17 protein-coding genes are annotated in these 17,764 nt (G+C 69.3%); 2 read left to right on the top strand and 15 right to left on the bottom strand.

Translation table 11 applies throughout. From position 1 onward, the window contains the following. Positions 1 to 3: 3 nt before the first annotated feature. Genes CLV49_RS12985 through CLV49_RS12975 form a run of 3 tightly spaced genes read right to left on the bottom strand, consistent with a single transcriptional unit; the run spans position 4 to position 1,917 of the window. Entirely contained in the window at positions 4 to 372 is a 369-nt protein-coding gene (locus CLV49_RS12985) for a hypothetical protein (RefSeq protein ID WP_106563913.1), read from the bottom strand. Then, entirely contained in the window at positions 369 to 1,292 is a 924-nt protein-coding gene (gene truB / locus CLV49_RS12980) for a tRNA pseudouridine(55) synthase TruB (protein ID WP_106563912.1), read from the bottom strand. The genes CLV49_RS12985 and truB overlap by 4 nt, the downstream gene beginning before the upstream one ends. Before the next feature lie 4 nt (positions 1,293 to 1,296). Further along, the gene (locus CLV49_RS12975; protein ID WP_106563911.1) at positions 1,297 to 1,917 is read right to left on the bottom strand and encodes a nucleoside/nucleotide kinase family protein; all 621 of its coding nucleotides are present in this window, start codon (positions 1,915 to 1,917) and stop codon (positions 1,297 to 1,299) included. A 116-nt stretch (positions 1,918 to 2,033) separates the two neighbouring features. Between CLV49_RS12975 and CLV49_RS12970 the strand changes: the two genes are divergently transcribed. Together CLV49_RS12970 and CLV49_RS12965 are read left to right on the top strand one after the other, a co-directional pair. After that, entirely contained in the window at positions 2,034 to 2,984 is a 951-nt protein-coding gene (locus CLV49_RS12970; protein WP_208019781.1) for an HhH-GPD family protein, read from the top strand. Between the two features lie 105 nt (positions 2,985 to 3,089). Beyond that, complete coding sequence (locus tag CLV49_RS12965; RefSeq protein WP_106563910.1) at positions 3,090 to 4,379, top strand: Nramp family divalent metal transporter; 1,290 nt, start codon at positions 3,090 to 3,092, stop codon at positions 4,377 to 4,379. 89 nt (positions 4,380 to 4,468) lie between these two features. Here the strand turns inward: CLV49_RS12965 and rbfA are convergent, their stop codons facing one another. From rbfA to ispG, 12 genes are all read right to left on the bottom strand, one after another. Next, a complete protein-coding gene (gene rbfA / locus CLV49_RS12960) occupies positions 4,469 to 4,951 on the bottom strand; it encodes a 30S ribosome-binding factor RbfA (RefSeq protein ID WP_106563909.1) in 483 nt (160 codons plus the stop codon). Positions 4,952 to 5,054: 103 nt separating this feature from the next. After that, positions 5,055 to 7,856, bottom strand: a complete 2,802-nt coding sequence (gene infB, locus CLV49_RS12955; protein ID WP_106563908.1) for a translation initiation factor IF-2 — start codon at positions 7,854 to 7,856, stop codon at positions 5,055 to 5,057. An 83-nt stretch (positions 7,857 to 7,939) separates the two neighbouring features. Beyond that, a complete protein-coding gene (locus CLV49_RS12950) occupies positions 7,940 to 8,185 on the bottom strand; it encodes a YlxR family protein (protein WP_106563907.1) in 246 nt (81 codons plus the stop codon). Positions 8,186 to 8,327: 142 nt separating this feature from the next. After that, positions 8,328 to 9,314, bottom strand: coding sequence for a transcription termination factor NusA (gene nusA / locus CLV49_RS12945; RefSeq protein ID WP_106563906.1), 987 nt, complete (start codon positions 9,312 to 9,314; stop codon positions 8,328 to 8,330). A gap of 123 nt (positions 9,315 to 9,437) precedes the next feature. Continuing rightward, a complete protein-coding gene (locus CLV49_RS12940; protein WP_106563905.1) occupies positions 9,438 to 11,216 on the bottom strand; it encodes a proline--tRNA ligase in 1,779 nt (592 codons plus the stop codon). Between the two features lie 83 nt (positions 11,217 to 11,299). Beyond that, on the bottom strand, positions 11,300 to 12,064 hold the full coding sequence (locus CLV49_RS12935) for an ICP22 family protein (protein ID WP_106563904.1): 765 nt from the start codon (positions 12,062 to 12,064) through the stop codon (positions 11,300 to 11,302). Continuing rightward, a complete protein-coding gene (locus CLV49_RS12930) occupies positions 12,057 to 13,085 on the bottom strand; it encodes a vWA domain-containing protein (RefSeq protein WP_158261979.1) in 1,029 nt (342 codons plus the stop codon). The genes CLV49_RS12935 and CLV49_RS12930 overlap by 8 nt, the downstream gene beginning before the upstream one ends. Beyond that, positions 13,082 to 14,074, bottom strand: a complete 993-nt coding sequence (locus tag CLV49_RS12925) for a VWA domain-containing protein (RefSeq protein WP_243696581.1) — start codon at positions 14,072 to 14,074, stop codon at positions 13,082 to 13,084. The genes CLV49_RS12930 and CLV49_RS12925 overlap by 4 nt, the downstream gene beginning before the upstream one ends. Before the next feature lie 7 nt (positions 14,075 to 14,081). Next, complete coding sequence (locus tag CLV49_RS12920; protein ID WP_106563902.1) at positions 14,082 to 14,561, bottom strand: hypothetical protein; 480 nt, start codon at positions 14,559 to 14,561, stop codon at positions 14,082 to 14,084. Next, on the bottom strand, positions 14,548 to 15,435 hold the full coding sequence (locus CLV49_RS12915) for a DUF58 domain-containing protein (protein WP_106563901.1): 888 nt from the start codon (positions 15,433 to 15,435) through the stop codon (positions 14,548 to 14,550). Before CLV49_RS12915 ends, CLV49_RS12920 begins: the two co-directional genes overlap by 14 nt. 10 nt (positions 15,436 to 15,445) lie before the next feature. Further along, on the bottom strand, positions 15,446 to 16,450 hold the full coding sequence (locus CLV49_RS12910; protein WP_106565092.1) for an AAA family ATPase: 1,005 nt from the start codon (positions 16,448 to 16,450) through the stop codon (positions 15,446 to 15,448). A gap of 106 nt (positions 16,451 to 16,556) precedes the next feature. Next, positions 16,557 to 17,696: a flavodoxin-dependent (E)-4-hydroxy-3-methylbut-2-enyl-diphosphate synthase gene (gene ispG, locus CLV49_RS12905; protein WP_106563900.1), complete on the bottom strand. Its 1,140-nt coding sequence runs from the start codon at positions 17,694 to 17,696 to the stop codon at positions 16,557 to 16,559. Positions 17,697 to 17,764 lie beyond the last annotated feature (68 nt).

Below are 17,764 nucleotides of genomic sequence, written 5' to 3'. Positions count from 1 at the left end.
AGTCTACCCGCCCTGCACGAACCAGATCTGGTGCATGCGGTAGACCATGACGGCGATCGCGAGGTTCGCGACCCCGAGGATCACGGTCGCCCACTTCGATCGGTCGACGAGCGCCCAGAAACCGGCGCCGATCGGCAGCAGGATGGCGGACCCGAGGTAGAGGCCGAACTCGAGGGCGTCGCCTGTCGGGGAGTTGCCCACGGCTGGGGAGACGATCGACACGACGAGCTGGACGAGGAGCAGGACCTCCACGACGGCCGTCGCCCCGAGTGTGAGGTCGCTCGGCTTGCGGCCGGCGAAACCCAGCACGAGACACAGCAGGCCGGCGATCACGGCGACGCCGACCTGCACGACGGTCAGCCAGTCGATCACGAGGACTCCTCCGCCGGGAAGTTGACGAGCGTGCGGAGCGCCCCGCGATCGACGTGCGCGATGCCGACGAGTCGACCGTCCGGCGCGACAGCCGCGAGGGGGCCGACCGGGTGGCCGTCCGGGTGGGGGGCCACCTTCTTGCCGTGGCCGAGGTCCACAGCCTCGTCGGCGGTGAGCGGGAGGGTCGGGAGGAATCGGCCGGCGGCAGCGGCCGGCGGGAGCAGGGCCGACTCGACCGACGCCGCGGTGTCGTCCGAGGCCGCCGCGAGACCGTCGAGCGTGTGCGCTTCGGTCACGGCGAACGCGCCGATGCGCGTGCGACGCAGAGCCGTGAGGTGTCCGCCGATGCCGAGACCGGCACCCAGGTCGCGCGCGAGAGCGCGGATGTAGGTGCCGCTCGAGCATTCGACGCGCACGTCCACGTCGATCCATGTCTCCGCCCGGCGGAGGTCGAGCACGTCGAAGGCGGAGATCGTCACCGCCCGGGCCGAGAGTGTCACGTCCTCGCCCGCACGCACCTTCGCGTAGGAGCGCACGCCGTCGACCTTGATCGCGCTCACAGCGGAAGGCACCTGCTCGATGTCCCCGGTGAGCTCGGCGATGCCGTCGAGGATGGCCGCGTCGGCGACCGCGGTGATGGCCGCGGGTTCCGCCGTCTCGAGCACGTCGCCCTCCCGGTCGTCCGTCACGGTGGTGCTCCCGAGGCGGATGGTCGCGCGGTACTCCTTGTCGGCTCCGACGATCCAGGTGAGCAGGCGCGTCGAGGCGCCGAGGCCGAGCACGAGCAGTCCCGTCGCCATGGGATCGAGCGTTCCGGCGTGGCCCACCTTGCGCGTTCCGGCGAGTTTGCGCACGCGTGCCACGACACCGTGGCTCGTCATCCCGTCGGGCTTGTCGACGAGGAGGATTCCGTTCGGCATCGGCTCAGCAGCTGTCCGCGAAGCGGCGGACGGGGGCGTCCAGGTCGGTGTTGTCGACGATCGCGACGGCTCGCGTCCGGGGACGCACCTCGGCGACGTAGAGCCGCTGCGTGTCGGCGGAGGCGCCGTCCGTCCCCGTCGCGCGCTCGGCCGCGATCTCGCGCGGGACCTCGAGCGCGATCGAGTAGTTCCAGAGACCGACGAGAGACGGTTGGAGGAGGAACGGTCCGTCCACGATGAGCACAGCATCGGGTGCGGTCGTCGACGACCCCGCGACCACGGGTTCGCCAGCCGTATCGACGACGGCGAGGCGGAAGCCGTCCTCGGCTCCACGTCGGAACGGCATCACGAGAGCATCCCGGAACGCGTCGAGGTCGTACCACTCTCCGTAGGCGAGTTCGGCGCGACGCTCGCCTCGCGCTGGGCGGAAGCCGTTCATCCCCGCTCGGACGACGGCGTGCCCGCGCTCGGCGAACGTCTCCGCGAGGTCGTCGGCGAAGCGTTCGGTGCCCGTGCCGTCGAGGCCGTCGACGGCGACGGCCGGCCGGCCGGAGCTGTAGTGCAGGAGGATCTCGTCGCGCAGCTCGCGCAGCAGCGCGAGGCGCGCGGGGGTGTCGGCGCTCATGGTTCGAGCCTACTCGCGGGCGAGCGTGCGGCAGCCCGCCGGGCTGCTTCTCCCGACGCGGTCGAGGCGGTGATCGCCGGGTCTGTCGTGGTCCCGGGAGAGCTTAGAGTCGAAGGGTGACGGACGATCGGCCTGCGACGGAGAGCGGATCGCCCGCGGACCGCTCCGCGCCGGTCACCCTCGGGAGCCCCACCGGCGTCTCGACCCGCGTCGCCGAGTGGTACCGCGAGAACCGCCGCGACCTCCCGTGGCGCCGACCCGGCTTCAGCGCGTGGGGCACCCTCGTGAGCGAGTTCATGCTGCAGCAGACCCCGGTCGCTCGCGTGATCCCCCGACTCGAGGCCTGGCTCGACCGCTGGCCGACCCCCGCCGACCTCGCGGCGTCGCCTCCCGGAGAAGCGGTGCGGGCGTGGGACAACCTCGGCTATCCGCGCCGGGCTCTCTGGCTGCACGCGGCCGCCGTGCAGATCGTCGAGCGGCACGGTGGCGTCGTCCCTCGGGACGTCGATGCGCTCCTCGCACTCACGGGCATCGGCGACTACACGGCGCGCGCCGTCGCCGTCTTCTCGTTCGGCGACCGCCACCCCGTCGTCGACACGAACACCCGTCGTGTGATCGCGCGGGCCGTGCTCGGACAGGCGCAGCCGGGACCGCCGCACGCACGTCGCGATCTCGACGCCATGGAGGCGCTCCTTCCCCTCGAGACCGTCGAGTCGACCGTCGTGAACGCCGCGATGATGGAGCTCGGCGCCGTCGTGTGCGTGGCGCGCACCCCGCGGTGCGACGCGTGCCCGCTCGCCGAGGTGTGCGCCTGGCGCTCCGCCGGTTATCCGGCGTACGACGGGCCGACGAAGGCCGTTCAGAAGGCGTACGAGGGAAGTGATCGTCACGTGCGCGGGCTCATCATGCGCGAGCTGCGAGCGGCCCACGTCCCCGTGACGGACGCCGAGATCGCCTCTCTCTGGCCGGACCCGATCCAACGCGACCGCGCCCTCGCGGGCCTCCTCTCCGACGGCCTCGCGGTCCGCTCCCCCTCCCCCGACGCCCCCGGCTACCTCCTCCCCTGACCCCAAAAAGATCGCGATACAGCCCGAAACCGCATGCTGTATCGCGGACTTAATGGTGTGGGAGTGGGGGTGGAGGAGCGGGAGGGGCGCCGCTAGGGTCGGGAGATGGTGAACGACGACGCTGCCGCTGACCTCCGTCCGACCTCGATCGAAGAACCGCCGCCCCGCTGGCGCATCATCGGTCCCGGCCTCGTGGTCGCGGCGACCGGAATCGGGGCCGGTGATCTCGTCGCGACGCTCGTCGCCGGAAGCCGTTTCGGCTACACGCTGCTGTGGGCCGCGATCGTCGGCGTCCTCATCAAGATCGCCCTCGTGGAGGGCGCCGGCCGCTGGTCGCTCGCGAGCGGACGCACGATCTTCGAGGGGTGGCGACTCGCCGGACGCTGGACCGTCGTCTTCTTCGCCCCCTACATCGTGATCTGGGGATTCGTCTACGGAGCCGCCGCCATGTCGAGCACGGCACTGCCGCTCGCCGCACTCTTCCCGGGCGTGCACCTCAACGTCTTCGCGATCGCCTCGGGACTCATCGGCGCTCTGATCGTCTGGTTCGGGCGGTACAAGGTCTTCGAGTACGTCATCGCGTTCTTCGTCGGACTCATGTTCATCACGGTGGTGGGCGCCGCGGTCGTCACGCTCCCGAACCTCGGCGAGCTCGTCACCGGCCTGGTGCCGCGCATTCCGGAGGGATCGCTCATCTACACGCTGAGCCTCGCCGGCGGGGTCGGAGGCACGATCACGCTCGCCGCCTACGGCTACTGGTTGAGGGAGAAGGGCTGGACGACACCCCGCTGGATGCGGGTCATGCGCATCGACAACAGCGTCGCGTACGTCGTCTCCGGGGTCTTCGTCATCTCGATGCTCGTCGTCGGCGCCGAACTGCTCTACTCCTCCGGCGTCACGATCGCTGACGGCGAGGGCGGACTGCTCGATCTCGCCAGCGTGCTCGGCGAGCGATACGGAACCTTCATGAGCTACTTCTTCCTCATCGGGTTCTGGGCGTCGTCCTTCTCGTCGATCCTCGGCGTGTGGAACGGCGTCTCGCTCATGTTCGCCGACTTCCTCGGCACGGTGCGCGGTCTCGCCGAGGACGACCCGCGCCGCAAGATCGGCGGCCTCTACTACCGCGCGTACATCGTCTGGCTCACGATCCCGCCGATCGCGCTGCTGTTCCTGGGCCGGCCGATCGGACTCATCGTCGCCTATGGAGCACTCGGCGCCCTCTTCATGCCGTTCCTCGCCGTGACGCTGCTGTACCTGCTGAACTCGCGCCACATGCCGAAACCGCACAGGAACACGTGGTGGCTCAACGGGATCCTCGGCGCGATCGCGGCTCTCTTCGTCGCCCTCGGAGCCAACGAACTCCTCAAGGCGCTCGCTCCGCTCGTCTCCCCCTGACCGCTCCCCACCTCGCTCTTTCCACAGAAAATCCCCTCGGGGCACGGATCTTCGTGCCCCGAGGGGATCGTCAGGTGTGGAGCGGACACTCAGCGGGAGGCGGGGGCCTCGTCCGCGTCGTCGTCCGTGTCGTCCTCGTCGTCGTCCTCGAACTCGCGGGGCTTGACGTACGGGTCGGCGTCACCGGCGTAGGCCGCCGAGGCCGCCTGGCGCTCCGTCTCCGCGTCGCGCTCGCGCGCCTCCCGAAGGAGGTCGTCGATCGCTGCGGCGTTCTCGGGCACGGCGTCGAGCTGGAACTCGAGCGTCGGCGTGAGGCGGGCGGTGATGTTGCGTCCGACCTCGGAACGGAGCAAGCCGGTGGCCGCCGTGAGCGCCGCCGAGCTGTCGGCCCGCTCCTCGTCGGTCCCGTAGACGGTGTAGAACACCGTCGCGTGCTGGAGGTCACCCGTCATCTGGACATCCGTGATCGTCACGAAGCCGAGCCGCGGGTCGCGGAGCCCCTTCTGCAGACGTGCGGCCACGATCTCCCTGATGCGGTCGCCGAGTTTCTTGGCACGAGCGTGATCAACCATCGATCTTCCTTCCTCCTGACCGACGACGACGCCGTGTCGTCACCGGTGTGACAGAGATGAGAATGCCCGCCGACCCGAAGGCCGGCGGGCACACCGTCGCGGACTAGCCGCGCGGCTTCTCCTTCATCTCGATCGTCTCGATCTCGTCGCCGAGCTGGATGTCGTTGAACTTGCCGAGACCGATACCGGCCTCGAAGTCCGTCCGCACCTCGGTGACGTCGTCCTTGAACCGACGCAGCGACTCGATGGCGAGGTTGTCCCCGACGACGACACCCTCGCGGATGACGCGCGCCTTGGCGTTCCTCGTGATCGTTCCGGACCGCACGATGACACCGGCGATGTTTCCGAACTTGGAGGACCGGAAGATCTCGCGGATCTCCGCGACTCCCGACTGGACCTCTTCGTACTCCGGCTTGAGCATGCCCGTGAGGCTCGACTCGACGTCGTCGAGGGCGTTGTAGATGACCGAGTAGAACCGGATGTCCACACCCTCGCGAGCTGCACGCTCGCGCGCCTTCGGGTCGGGGCGCACGTTGAACCCGATGATGATCGCGTTGTCGATCGTCGCGAGGTTCACGTCGGACTCCGTCACCGCACCGACACCGCGGTGGATGATGCGCAGCTGCACCGAGTCATCGACCTCGATCTTGAGGAGCGACTCCTCGAGCGCCTCGACGGCACCCGACACGTCACCCTTGATGATGAGGTTGAGCGACTCGACCTTGCCCTCTTCGAGAGCGCGGGTGAAGTCCTCGAGGCTGATGCGCTTGCGGGCCTTGGCCAGCGAGGCGTTGCGCTCGGCGGCTTCACGCTTCTCGGCGATCTGACGCGCGGTGCGGTCCTCCTCGGTGACGAGGAAGGTGTCGCCCGCTCGCGGAACACTCGAGAGACCCTGCACCTGCACAGGACGCGACGGGCCGGCTTCGAGAACGGTGTCGCCGTTCTCGTCGACCATCGCACGGACGCGGCCGTAGGCCGTTCCCGCCACGATCGCGTCGCCGACCCGGAGCGTTCCGGACTGGATGAGCACCGTGGCGACCGAACCGCGACCCTTGTCGAGCTTCGCTTCGATCGCGACACCGCGAGCGTCCTTGTCGGGGTTCGCACGCATGTCGAGACCGGCGTCGGCCGTGAGGAGCACGGCGTCGAGGAGCTCGGCGATGCCGATGTTCTGGCGAGCGGACACGTCGACGAACATGACGTCTCCACCGAACTCCTCGGCGACCAGCCCGTACTCGGTGAGCTGCTGGCGCACCTTGGCCGGGTTGGCGTCGGCCTTGTCGATCTTGTTCACCGCGACCACGATCGGGACGTTGGCGGCCTGAGCGTGGTTCAACGCCTCGACCGTCTGCGGCATGATGCCGTCGTCCGCCGCGACCACGAGGATCGCGATGTCCGTGACCTGCGCACCACGGGCACGCATGGCGGTGAACGCCTCGTGACCGGGGGTGTCGATGAAGGTGATGGCGCGGTCGATGCCCTCGTGCTCGGTGTGCACCTGGTACGCACCGATGTGCTGGGTGATTCCACCGGCTTCGCCCGCGACGACGTTCGCGTTGCGGATCGCGTCGAGGAGTCGCGTCTTACCGTGGTCGACGTGACCCATGACCGTGACCACGGGGGGTCGCGCCACGAGGTCTTCGTCGTTCTCGGCCTCGAGCTCCGCATCGATGTCGATGTCGAAGCCCTCGAGCAGCTCGCGATCCTCGTCCTCCGGGGAGACCATCTGGATCTTGTAGCCCAGCTCGTCGCCGAGCACCGCGAAGGTGGACTCGTCGAGCGACTCCGTGGCCGTCGCCATCTCACCGAGGTGGAACAGCACGGTCACGAGGTTGCCGGGGCTCGCGTCGATCTTGTCGGCGAAGTCGGCGATCGAGGCGCCGCGGCGCAGACGGACGACGGTGTTGCCGTCGCCGCGCGGGACCTGCACACCGCCGATCGACGGGGCCTCCCGCATCTCGAATTCTTGCCTCTTCGTCCGCTTCGACTTGCGCGACTTGCTCTTGCCGCCGCCACGACCGAAGGCTCCGGCGGTTCCACCACCGGGTCCACGACCACGACCGCCGCCGCCACCCGGACGACCGGCGAAGCCGCCGGCCGGGCGCTGCGCGAAGCCACCGGCCGCGCCGGGAGCTCCACCTGCACCACCGGGACGCTGGAAGCCGCCGCCGCCGGGGCGACCGCCGCCGGCGCCACCGGGACGCTGGAAGCCACCACCACCGGGACGACCGCCTGCACCGGCGGGACGCGGCCCACCGGGACGCGGGGACCCGGGACGAGGCGCCTGCGGGCGCGGGATGTTCGAGGGGTTCGGCGTGCCGGCCGGGCGCTGGCCCATGCCCTGCGCGCTCGCGAACGGGTTGTTGCCCGGGCGCGGTCCGGCGGGGCGTGAGCCCATGCCCTGCGAGCTCGAGAACGGGTTGTTCCCGGGGCGCGGGGCGCCGGGGCGGGGGCCGCCGGGGCTCGCTGCGGGGGCCTCGGCCGGAGCCGCTGCCTCTGCCGCGGGGGCGGCGTCGGTCTTCGCGGCGGGAGCAGCCGGTGCGGCCGGGGCAGCAGGAGCCTTCTCCGCAGCGGGCGCCGGAGCCGGTGCCGGTGCCGGCGCCGGTGCGGGGGCCGGGGTCGCCTTCGGGGCCGGAGCCGGTCCGGGACGGTTCGCCGACGGGCGGCTCGTCGACGACGAACCGGGGCGGGCCGACGACGATGCCGCCGGCTTGGATGCCTCCGCCGCCGGCGCTGCTGCGCCTGCGGCTTCGAGGGCCGCACGCAGCTTGCGCGCGACCGGAGGCTCGATGCTCGAGGACGGTCCCTTGACGAATTCGCCCAATTCCTTGAGCTTCGCCATAGCGACCTTGCTGTCTACGCCGAGTTCGGATGCGATCTCGTGTACGCGTGGTTTGGCAGCCACTTCTCTCCTGTCTGGGTCTCCCCAGGCAGGGGGGACCGTTAGTTGTGGACGGGTCTCATTTCGAGCCGCTCATCAGTTGTCCATTAGCCGTTCAGCCTGTTCTCTAGTGAGTTCGTGTCGAGGGCGTTCTTCACACGGAAGGCCCGGGTGAATGCCCGTTTCTTCTCGGCGAGCCTGAAGCACTCGATGTCGGGGTGCAGCCACGCTCCGCGTCCCGGAAGCGCTGCACGATCGTCTACGACGACCTGCGATTCCTGGACGACAAGCCGCATGAGAGCTGACCTGTTTGAGCGCGAACGGCATCCGACGCACGTTCTGACAGGTTCCATCCTACACCTCCTCCAGCAGGCGACCCGATCGGCGACAGCCCTCCCGGCATGCTCACGGCGAACGACGTCCGCCGTGAGACGCCCTCCTCGTCGAGAGTCGAGTCCGTCTGGTGGCAGTTCTCGCGGACCAGCCGGACCGCTCCTACTCGTCGAGGATCGAGTCCGGCTGGATGTCGATCTTCGCGCCCGTCAACTTCGCGGCGAGGCGGGCGTTCTGGCCCTCCTTGCCGATGGCAAGCGAGAGCTGGTAGTCGGGCACGAGGGCTCGCACGGCCTTGATGCTCTGGTCGAGGACGAACGTCGACGTGACCTTGGCCGGGGAGAGCGCGTTGCCCACGAAGGTCGCGAGATCCGGCGAGTAGTCGACGATGTCGATCTTCTCGGTGCCGAGCTCCTCCGTCACGGCACGCACGCGCCGTCCCATCTCGCCGATGCAGGCGCCCTTCGCGTTGATGGCCGGATCGGTGGCTCGAACCGCGATCTTCGTGCGGTGACCGGCCTCACGGGCGAGGGAGACGATCTCGACGAGGCCGGAGGCGATCTCGGGCACCTCGAGGGCGAACAGCTTGCGGACAAGCGAGGGGTGCGTGCGTGAGACCGTGATCGACGGTCCCTTCATGCCCTTCGAGACACTCGTCACGTAGACGCGGATGCGGGAGCCGTGCTTGTACTCCTCGCCGGGCACCTGCTCCTCCGGCGGCATGATCGCCTCGATCGTGCCGAGATCCACGTGGATCATCTTCGGGTTCGGACCCTGCTGGATGACGCCGGCGACGATGTCGCCCTCTCGACCCTTGAACTCGCCGAGCACCGCGTCGTCCGCGATGTCGCGGAGGCGCTGGTTGATGACCTGCTTCGCGGCGAAGGCGGCGATGCGGCCGAAGTCGTCCGGCAGGGTCTCCGACTCGCCGATGACGTTGCCGTCGTCATCCTTCTCGGGGATGAGCACGGCGACGTGGCCCGTCTTGCGGTCGAGGTGCACGCGAGCCTCGCTCGGGTCGCCCCCGGCCTGGGTCTCGTTCTTCTGGTAAGCGGTCAGGATCGCCTGCTCGATGATGGTCACCAGTTCGTCGAACGGGATCTCCCGCTCTCGTTCCATCATCTTCAGGACAGTGAGATCGATGTCCACGACGCCTCCATATTCAGCTCTCGCCGGCGCGAACCGCGCGCCGGACTACTGAGCAAGGTTACCCGACCGCGTCACGGCCGGGCACCCCGAGACGATCGGGCCTGCTCGGAGGCCGGGAAGGCTTCAGACGGAGCGGAGGCGCGCGACGGCGTCGAGCACGTCGGCGGTCGCGACCTGCTCGCGCTCGCCCGTGCGACGGTCCCATACCTCGACGAGACCCTCGGACACACCGCGGCCCGCGATGACGATGATCGGCACGCCCACGAGCTCGGCGTCGCCGAACTTCACACCGGGCGAGACCTTGGGACGGTCGTCGTACAGCACGTCGAGCCCCGCCGTCTCGAGCTGGTCTGAGATCCAGTCGGCCGTCTCGAAGACGGCGGCGTCACGACCCGTCGCTACGACGTGCACGTCGAAGGGCGCGACGGTCAGCGGCCACACGAGGCCCTTGTCGTCGTTGTTGAGCTCGGCGATCGTCGCGAGGATGCGCGTGACGCCGATACCGTATGAGCCCATCGTGACGGTGACGAGCTTGCCGTTCTCGTCGAGCACCTTGAGCCCGAGAGCCTCGGCGTACTTGCGCCCGAGCTGGAAGACGTGCCCGAGCTCCATACCGCGCGCGAGCTCGACGGGACCGGAACCGTCGGGAGCCGGGTCCCCGGCCACGACGGTCGAGGACTCGACCACGCCGTCTGCGGTGAAGTCGCGCCCGGCCACGAGGCCGAACACGTGGCGGCCCTGCTCGTTCGCACCGGTGATCCACTCGGTACCGTCGACGACCCGAGGGTCGAGGAGGTACCGGATCTTCGTCGAGGATTCCTCGCCGAGGACCGCACCGGCCGTCGACCACGGCCCGATGTAGCCCTTCACGAGACCGGGGTGCTTCGCGAAGTCCTCGTCGGTCGCGGCTTCGACCTCGGCGGGGGCGAACGCCACCTCCACGCGCTTGAGGTCGACGTCGCGATCGCCGGGCAGCCCGATGATGACGAGCTCGCGTGTGCCGTCAAGTGCCACGAGGGCGAGGACGACGTTCTTGAGGGTGTCCGCCGCGGTCCAGGCGCGTCCGTCGTCGCGCGGGTGCTCCGCGTTCGCGGCGTCGACGAGGGTCTGGATCGTGGGCGTGTCAGGGGTGTCGTGAACGACGGCAGGGGCGAGGCCCTCGATGGGTCGCGCCTCGGGCACGACCGTCGTGAACGCCTCGACGTTCGCGGCGTAGCCGCCAGCCGAGCGCACGAAGGTGTCCTCGCCGACGGGCGTGGGGTGCAGGAACTCCTCGCTGCGCGAGCCGCCCATCGCACCGGCGTCCGCCTTCACGATGACGTACTCGAGGCCCAGGCGCGTGAAGATCCGCTCGTACGCGTCGCGCTGGCTCTGGTAGCTCGCGTCGAGCCCCTCGTCCGTGTAGTCGAACGAGTAGGCGTCCTTCATCGTGAACTCGCGGCCACGCAGCAGACCGGCACGGGGACGCGCCTCGTCTCGGTACTTGTCCTGGATCTGGTAGATCGAGAGGGGCAGGTCCTTGTAGCTTGAGTAGAGGTCCTTCACGAGCAGCGTGAAGACCTCCTCGTGCGTGGGAGCCAGGAGGTAGTCGGCGCCCTTGCGGTCCTGCAGGCGGAAGAGCGCGTCGCCGTACTCCTCCCACCGCCCGGTCGCCTCGTAGGGCTCGCGCGGGAGGAGCGCAGGGAAGTGCACCTCGAAGGCTCCGGCCGCCGCCATCTCCTCGCGGACGATGGTCTCGATCTTCGCCTTGACCTTCAGCCCGATCGGCAGCCAGGCGAAGACGCCCGGCGCCTGGCGCCGGATGTACCCGGCGCGCACCAGCAGCCGGTGACTCGTCACCTCCGCGTCGGAGGGATCTTCACGGAGCGTACGGAGGAAGTATGTCGAAAGGCGCGTGACCACCCGCCCATGCTAGACGGATTTGACGCGCCCATCCTGCCTCGACGCCGGCCGGACCGATACCGGCGTGGATTTCGTCCACGTGATCACCAGGGCTTCTCGGCGTATTCGCCGCCTCCGCGCTGGTCGGCCTCCTGGTCGCGCCGGTCCTGCTCCGCCTGGTCGCCGCGGTCCTGGAGATCGTCCTCCGGGGACGAGCCACCGTCGGCATCCTCCTCGTCGCCACCGCCACCGGGCTGCTCGGGCTGCTGCTCGAGCGCGTCCTGCTTGCCCTCGACACGGTCCTGGGCGTCCCCGAGCTGATCCCCCGGGGTCTCCGACTCGTTCTCGTTCGGATCCTGCGGAGGATCGGTCGGTTCCTGCTCGTCGCTCGTGAAGCACCCGTCCTCTTCGCCGCCCGCGATCACCGCGAGAGCCGTGTCGTAGATGAGGGAGGCACCGCGGAGGTAGCCGGCCTCCGTGTAGATGTCTCCGAGCTCCTCCCACGCGAGGGCGAGGTTGACCCGCACCTCGCACGACCGATCCTGCGGAGCCAGTTCGAGTGCCGTGGAGAGGTCGTCCGTCGCGTCGTTGTAGGACTGGGCCCGCGCCGACGCGGTTCCGCGGTCGTAGTACGCGATCCACGGCTCGAACCAGTTGAGCGTCATGAGGGCATCGCTCGCCTCGATGCTCTCGTCGAAGAGACCCGTCTCGCTCGCGGTGATCGCGTCCTGGGCCGTGAGCGAGAGACTCGCGAGCTTCACGGAGAAGGCGAGAGCGAGAAGCACGACGGGGAGCGACCACCACAGGAGGCGTCTCCGACGCCGACGAATCGCGGTCGGAGTGACGCGCCGCTCGGTCCGATCAGCCATGGGAGACCCTCCGTCCGGTGCGGATGCGGCCGCCGGCCCCGGAGCGGAGCACCGTCGACAGCATCCAGGCGAGTTCGAGGAGCGCGAGGGCAGCGAGCGGTATCGCGGCGATCCAGTAGAACTCGCCGGGCGACGCCGGGACCTCGTCGGGGGTCTCCACATTTCCGACCCGGATACCCTCGGTCGCCTCGGCCACCGACGAGTCGGCATCCCGATGGATGTACGGAACACCGAGTTCGTCGGCGATCGTGCCGAGAGCGCGCTCGTTGATGCGCGAGATGGCGTCGGCGCCGGTCGAGTAGTCCTGGATGTAGCCCGGCTCCGTGCCGTCGTCGTACCCGGTGTACTGCTTCATCGGACCGCCGGCGTCCGTCCCGTAGCCGAGCACCGCTCCCCCGTCGACCGCGGCCGCGAGCTCGGCGAAGGACCCGGGCGCTTGACCGCTCGTCTGCTCGCCGTCTCCCAAGTAATAGAGGATGCGCGAGCGCTCCGGGTTCTCCGAGGCGTCCGTCGTGAGGATGTCGGTGAGGTAGTCGACGGGCTCGTCGATGCTGCTCCCCGCCGAGTAGGTCGTGATCTCCTGCTCGAGTGCCCGCGTCGCCTGGGCGAGCGCCGACACGTCCGTTGTGAGCGGCACTCGATGCACCGTCACGGCGTCGAAGGTCACGAGCGATACGCGGGCGCCGATGAGTGTCTCCGCGATCGTGAGGATGTCCTCTCGCACACCGGTCAGCCGCGGCTCGCCGTCGCCCCAGTCCTCGGCCGCCATGCTGCTCGTCGTGTCGACGACGAAGTACACGTCGACGTCACCGGAAGCGGCGGGAGGAAGGGTCGAGGCCGGGAGGGTCGGTCGCAGCGCGACGAGGACGAGGAGGAGGACCATCACGAGGCGCGAGAGCCACATCCACCGCCCGCGTCCGCGGCCACGGCCGGGCGCCACGAGCTGAACGATCGCGAAGACGGCGAGCGCCCCTCCGACGATGACGAGGGCCCATACAGGGAGGACAGGGTCGAGGATCATCGGCGCAGCCTCCATCCCACGAACATGACGGCGGCAAGGGCAGCGAAACCGGCGAGCACCGGGAACGTGGGCTCGTCCGTGACGACGAGGATCGGCTCGCCCGTGAAGCTCTCGGCCTGTCGAGCCTGCACCTGCTCGACGATGGACGGGACGGCGGCCGGGTCCTCGAGCGCCCAGTACGTTCCGCCCGTGCCCTCGACCACCTCCCGCATCTCGTCGGCAAACTCGCCGATGTAGTCGAGGCTGTCCACGTCTCCGGGGTTGAGCCCGAAGACGACGACGTCCTTCGACTGCGCGAACTCCCCGGCCTCCGGAAGGGTCATGATCTGCTCCCCCGCCACGTAGTTGTCCGTCGCGAACACGATCGAACGGGACCTCTCCGTGTCGAGGTCGTCGAAGCGCATGACGCATGAGGCGAGACCGTCGCCGATCATCGACGAGCCGTTCCCGAGCAGGGTGCCGTTCGCGAAGGCCCAGTCCGTGTCCGGATCGACGAGGTCGGCGTGCAGGGTGTCGAGCTGCTCCCGCGCGTAGGCGTAGTCGCTCGTGAGCGGGAACGACGTGACGGCCGATGCGTTGAAGAGCACGAGTCCGATCCGTTCGCCGTCGAACTCCTCGGTGAGCTGGGAGAACGTCTCCACGATCTGCGCGTCGTAGTCGATCATCGATCCGGAGACGTCGAGGCACAGGACGATGTCGCGGTTCCGCATCTCCGGCTGCACCGTCGTGAGCGACACGAGACGTCCGGAGAGCAGGACGGCCGCCGCCGCAAGGAGGGTGGCGGCGATCAGCACGGCCGCGAGCAGCACCCGGTACCGCCGGAGCGCGGCCGCGTAGCCCGGGAGCGTCGTGAGCCTGTCGCTGTGCGCCACGTGCACGGCAACGCCTTCACGGCGTCGCCGGCGACGGTTCAGCACGAACACGAGGACGACGACGATGATCGCGAGGGCGATCCACGCACCCACGAGCCACAGGTTGACGAGCATCATCGCGCGCTCACCACCAGGACGCCACGGCTCGGCGGGCGACGTCGGCGGAGCGGTGCACGTCGCCGGACTCGACGCTCGCGAACTCGGCAGGGTAGTACACCGACACCGCGTGCGCGATCGCGCCCAAGCGGGCGCGGGTGAGGTCGTCGAGAGTCATGACGTGTGCGCGCACCCCCGATGCCTCCTGGGCGTAGAGCCGCACGAGGGCACCGAGCTTGCGGTGCGCGGCCCTCCGCGTGAGGGCGCCGGTATCGTACGACTGCACGACCTCGTCGACGAGCGAGAGGTAGCGCGCCCTCAGATCCTCGCGGGACGGGGCCGGCGTCACCTCCTCATCCGGAACGGTCACCGTCTCCTTCGCGCGCCGCGAGACCCACCACACGAACGCGTACCAGAGCACGACGAGCACGACGAGACCGATCGCGATCGCCATCCACCCCCACCAGTACTGCGCCAGTGGGTTGTAGGCGGCGTCACCGCCGAGCATTGTTGTGCCCCTCGATGAGCCGGAGGACGGAGGGGACCACATCGGCGGAACGCGCCACGCGGATGTGGGACACGGCGAGCGCGTCGAGTCGGTCGGCGCTCTCGGACGCGCGTCGGGCCTCCGCCTCGGCGAAGGCGGTCCGCAGCCGACGGTCGCGGCGGAGGTAGTCGGGGATGCGGCGGTCATCCGCGACGTCGACCATCGGCGTCGTCGCCCAGTCCGCAGCCATCACGTCGGCGTCTCCCACCGTGATCCAGAGGATCTCGTGCTGCACCGCGAGCCGCCGGACGAGCTGCGCCGTCTCGTCGTCGATCGCGGCGTCGTCGACCACCACGACGAGGAGCATTCGCTTGCGCACGGTGCGCACGACGCGCTCGAGGAGGGAACGGACGTCGCTCGGAGCGCCATCGAGGCGAGCACGCTGCGCGACAACCTGGAGCAGCCGTTCGAGGTGAGATTCCGCACCCTTGGGCTCGAGGAGACGCACCTCGTCGGCGTCGCCCGCGATGAGACCGACGCGATCGCCGTGACGCGCCGCGATGTAGCCGAGGACTCCGGCGACGAGAATCGCGACGTCCCGCTTCGGCTCCCCGCCGGAGCCCGTGGCAGCGAGGTCGCGACCCGTGTCGACGACGAGCGTCACCGTCTGCTTCCGGTGCGCGATGAACTGCTTCACGAGCGGGTAGCCGGCGCGCGCCGTGGCCTTCCAGTCGATGTCGCGGATCTCGTCGCCGGGGACGTACGGACGGATGTCGTCGAACTCGTGGCTCTTGCCCCGGAAGATCGACGCGTACTCGCCATCGAGCATGCCGCGCACGCGACGATGCGCCCTGATCGACAGGGTCGTCTTCACCCGGGTGAGGAGCGCCGTCACCGCGGGCTTCTCACGGAACCTGGACGACGCCGAAGATCGCGTCGATGACGGTCTCGGGCTTCACGTCGTCGGCGATCGCCTCGAACCCGAGGATGATCCGGTGGCGGAGCACCTGGTGCCGATACGCCTTCACGTCCTCCGGGATGACGTGCTCGCGCCCGGCGAGCAGCGCGAGGGCGCGGGCCACCGTCGCGAAGGCGATGCTCGCTCGTGGGCTCGCGCCGTACTCCACGTAGGAGGCGAGCTTCGGCGGCAGGTAGGTGGCGGTGTTCCGCGTCACGTAGACCGTCTGGACGATGTAGGCGAGGATCGCCTGGTCGAGGTAGATGCGGGGCACGAGCGACTGCAGGAAGAGCACATCCTCGACACTCACACGCGGGGCGCTGGACTCGTGGCGATACACGCCCGCGTTCACGCGCCGGACGATCTCGGCCTCCTCGGCGATCGTCGGGTAGTCGAGCACCTCCTTGATGAGGAAGCGGTCGAGCTGCGCCTCGGGCAGGTGGTACGTGCCTTCCTGCTCGATGGGGTTCTGCGTCGCCAGCACGAGGAACGGCTCGGGCAACGGATAGTTGACGCCGCCGACGGACGTCTGCTTCTCCTGCATCGCCTCGAGCATCGCCGACTGCGTCTTGGCGCTCGAGCGGTTCACCTCGTCGAGCAGGACGAAGTTGGCATGCACCGGGCCGAGCTGTGTGGTGAACTCCGCGGTCCGCGGGTCGTAGATCTGCGTGCCGACGATGTCGGACGGGAGGAGGTCTGGCGTGCACTGGATGCGACGGAAGCTCCCGCCGACGGCGTCGGCGATGGACTCGGCGGCAGTGGTCTTCGCGAGCCCCGGAACGCTCTCGAGAAGGACGTGCCCCCCGGTGAGGAGCGCCACGAGCAGGCTCGTGCGGAGACTCGATTGTCCGACGACCTTCTCGTCGAAGCGAGCAGCGATAGCACCGATGATGCCACGGGCCCGCTCAAGTTCCTCGCGCGTCACGGTGGTCGTGGTCGTCGGCTGCTCGATCACGGAACTGCTCCCCGGGGTGTGTTGTCGCTGGATGGCGTCGGGACCGGCCACGACGCCCCGTCAGTCTACGTGCGGCCGCCGACAGCCCGGCCTCGTCGCGGAATCAGCGGGCGCCGACCGAGACGGTGGGGGTGCCGGTCGAGGTGTCGTCGGCCGGCATCTCGGCGGCGAGCCGGTTCGCCTCGCGGATGAGCGTCGCGACGATCTCGGACTCCGGAACGGTCGCGATGACCTCGCCCTTGACGAAGATCTGGCCCTTGCCGTTGCCGGAGGCGACACCGAGATCGGCTTCCCTGGCCTCTCCCGGACCGTTCACGACGCATCCCATCACGGCGACTCGGAGCGGAACCGACATACCCTCCAGCCCGGTGGTGACCTCCTCGGCGAGCGAGTACACGTCGACCTGGGCACGGCCGCAGCTGGGGCACGAGACGATTTCGAGCTTGCGCTCACGCAGGTTCAACGACTGGAGGATCTGCAGCCCGACCTTGACCTCCTCGACGGGAGGGGCCGAGAGCGAGACGCGGATCGTGTCCCCGATGCCCTCGGCGAGGAGGATGCCGAACGCGGTCGCGCTCTTGATCGTGCCCTGGAAGGCCGGTCCGGCCTCTGTCACGCCGAGGTGCAGGGGCCAGTCGCCGCGCTCGGCGAGCAGGCGGTACGCCTTCACCATCACGATGGGGTCGTTGTGCTTCACCGAGATCTTGAAGTCGTGGAAGTCGTGCTCCTCGAAGAGGCTCGCCTCCCACTGCGCGCTCTCGGCGAGCGCCTCCGGCGTGGCCTTGCCGTACTTCTGAAGGAGGCGGGGATCGAGCGACCCCGCGTTGACGCCGATACGGATGCTCACCCCGGCGTCCTTCGCCGCCTTCGCGATCTCGCCGACGCGGTCGTCGAACTTCCGGATGTTGCCGGGGTTCACCCGCACGGCCGCGCAGCCGGCGTCGATCGCCGCGAATACATAGTTCGGCTGGAAGTGGATGTCGGCGATGACGGGTATCTGGCTCTTCTTCGCGATGATCGGAAGCGCCTCGGCGTCGTCACGGCTCGGCACCGCGACGCGGACGATGTCGCATCCCGAGGCGGTGAGCTCGGCGATCTGCTGGAGCGTCGCGTTGATGTCGGGCGTCGGGGTGGTGGTCATCGACTGCACGCTCACCGGCGCATCGCCACCCACGAGAACGCTCCCGACGCGGATCTGTCGGGACTTCCGTCGAGGGGCGAGGACGTCGGGCACGCTGGGCATCCCGAGATTCACTGCTGGCACGCTGTCATCCTACGCTCGGGCCCCTGATACCCGGCCGAGTCCCGTCG

This window comes from Labedella gwakjiensis (assembly GCF_003014675.1).
GTDB lineage: Bacteria > Actinomycetota > Actinomycetes > Actinomycetales > Microbacteriaceae > Labedella > Labedella gwakjiensis.
This window is presented reverse-complemented; position numbering and strand designations above follow the sequence as displayed.

Coding starts and splice junctions, on each gene's coding strand:
- CLV49_RS12965 (WP_106563910.1), top strand. CDS start 3,090: ATGGTGAACGACGACGCTGCCGCTGACCTCCGTCCGACCTCGATCGAA.
- CLV49_RS12975 (WP_106563911.1), bottom strand. CDS start 1,917: ATGAGCGCCGACACCCCCGCGCGCCTCGCGCTGCTGCGCGAGCTGCGC.
- truB (WP_106563912.1), bottom strand. CDS start 1,292: ATGCCGAACGGAATCCTCCTCGTCGACAAGCCCGACGGGATGACGAGC.
- CLV49_RS12930 (WP_158261979.1), bottom strand. CDS start 13,085: ATGATCCTCGACCCTGTCCTCCCTGTATGGGCCCTCGTCATCGTCGGA.
- CLV49_RS12925 (WP_243696581.1), bottom strand. CDS start 14,074: ATGATGCTCGTCAACCTGTGGCTCGTGGGTGCGTGGATCGCCCTCGCG.
- CLV49_RS12920 (WP_106563902.1), bottom strand. CDS start 14,561: ATGCTCGGCGGTGACGCCGCCTACAACCCACTGGCGCAGTACTGGTGG.
- rbfA (WP_106563909.1), bottom strand. CDS start 4,951: ATGGTTGATCACGCTCGTGCCAAGAAACTCGGCGACCGCATCAGGGAG.
- CLV49_RS12950 (WP_106563907.1), bottom strand. CDS start 8,185: ATGGAACCTGTCAGAACGTGCGTCGGATGCCGTTCGCGCTCAAACAGG.
- ispG (WP_106563900.1), bottom strand. CDS start 17,696: ATGCCCAGCGTGCCCGACGTCCTCGCCCCTCGACGGAAGTCCCGACAG.
- CLV49_RS12935 (WP_106563904.1), bottom strand. CDS start 12,064: ATGGCTGATCGGACCGAGCGGCGCGTCACTCCGACCGCGATTCGTCGG.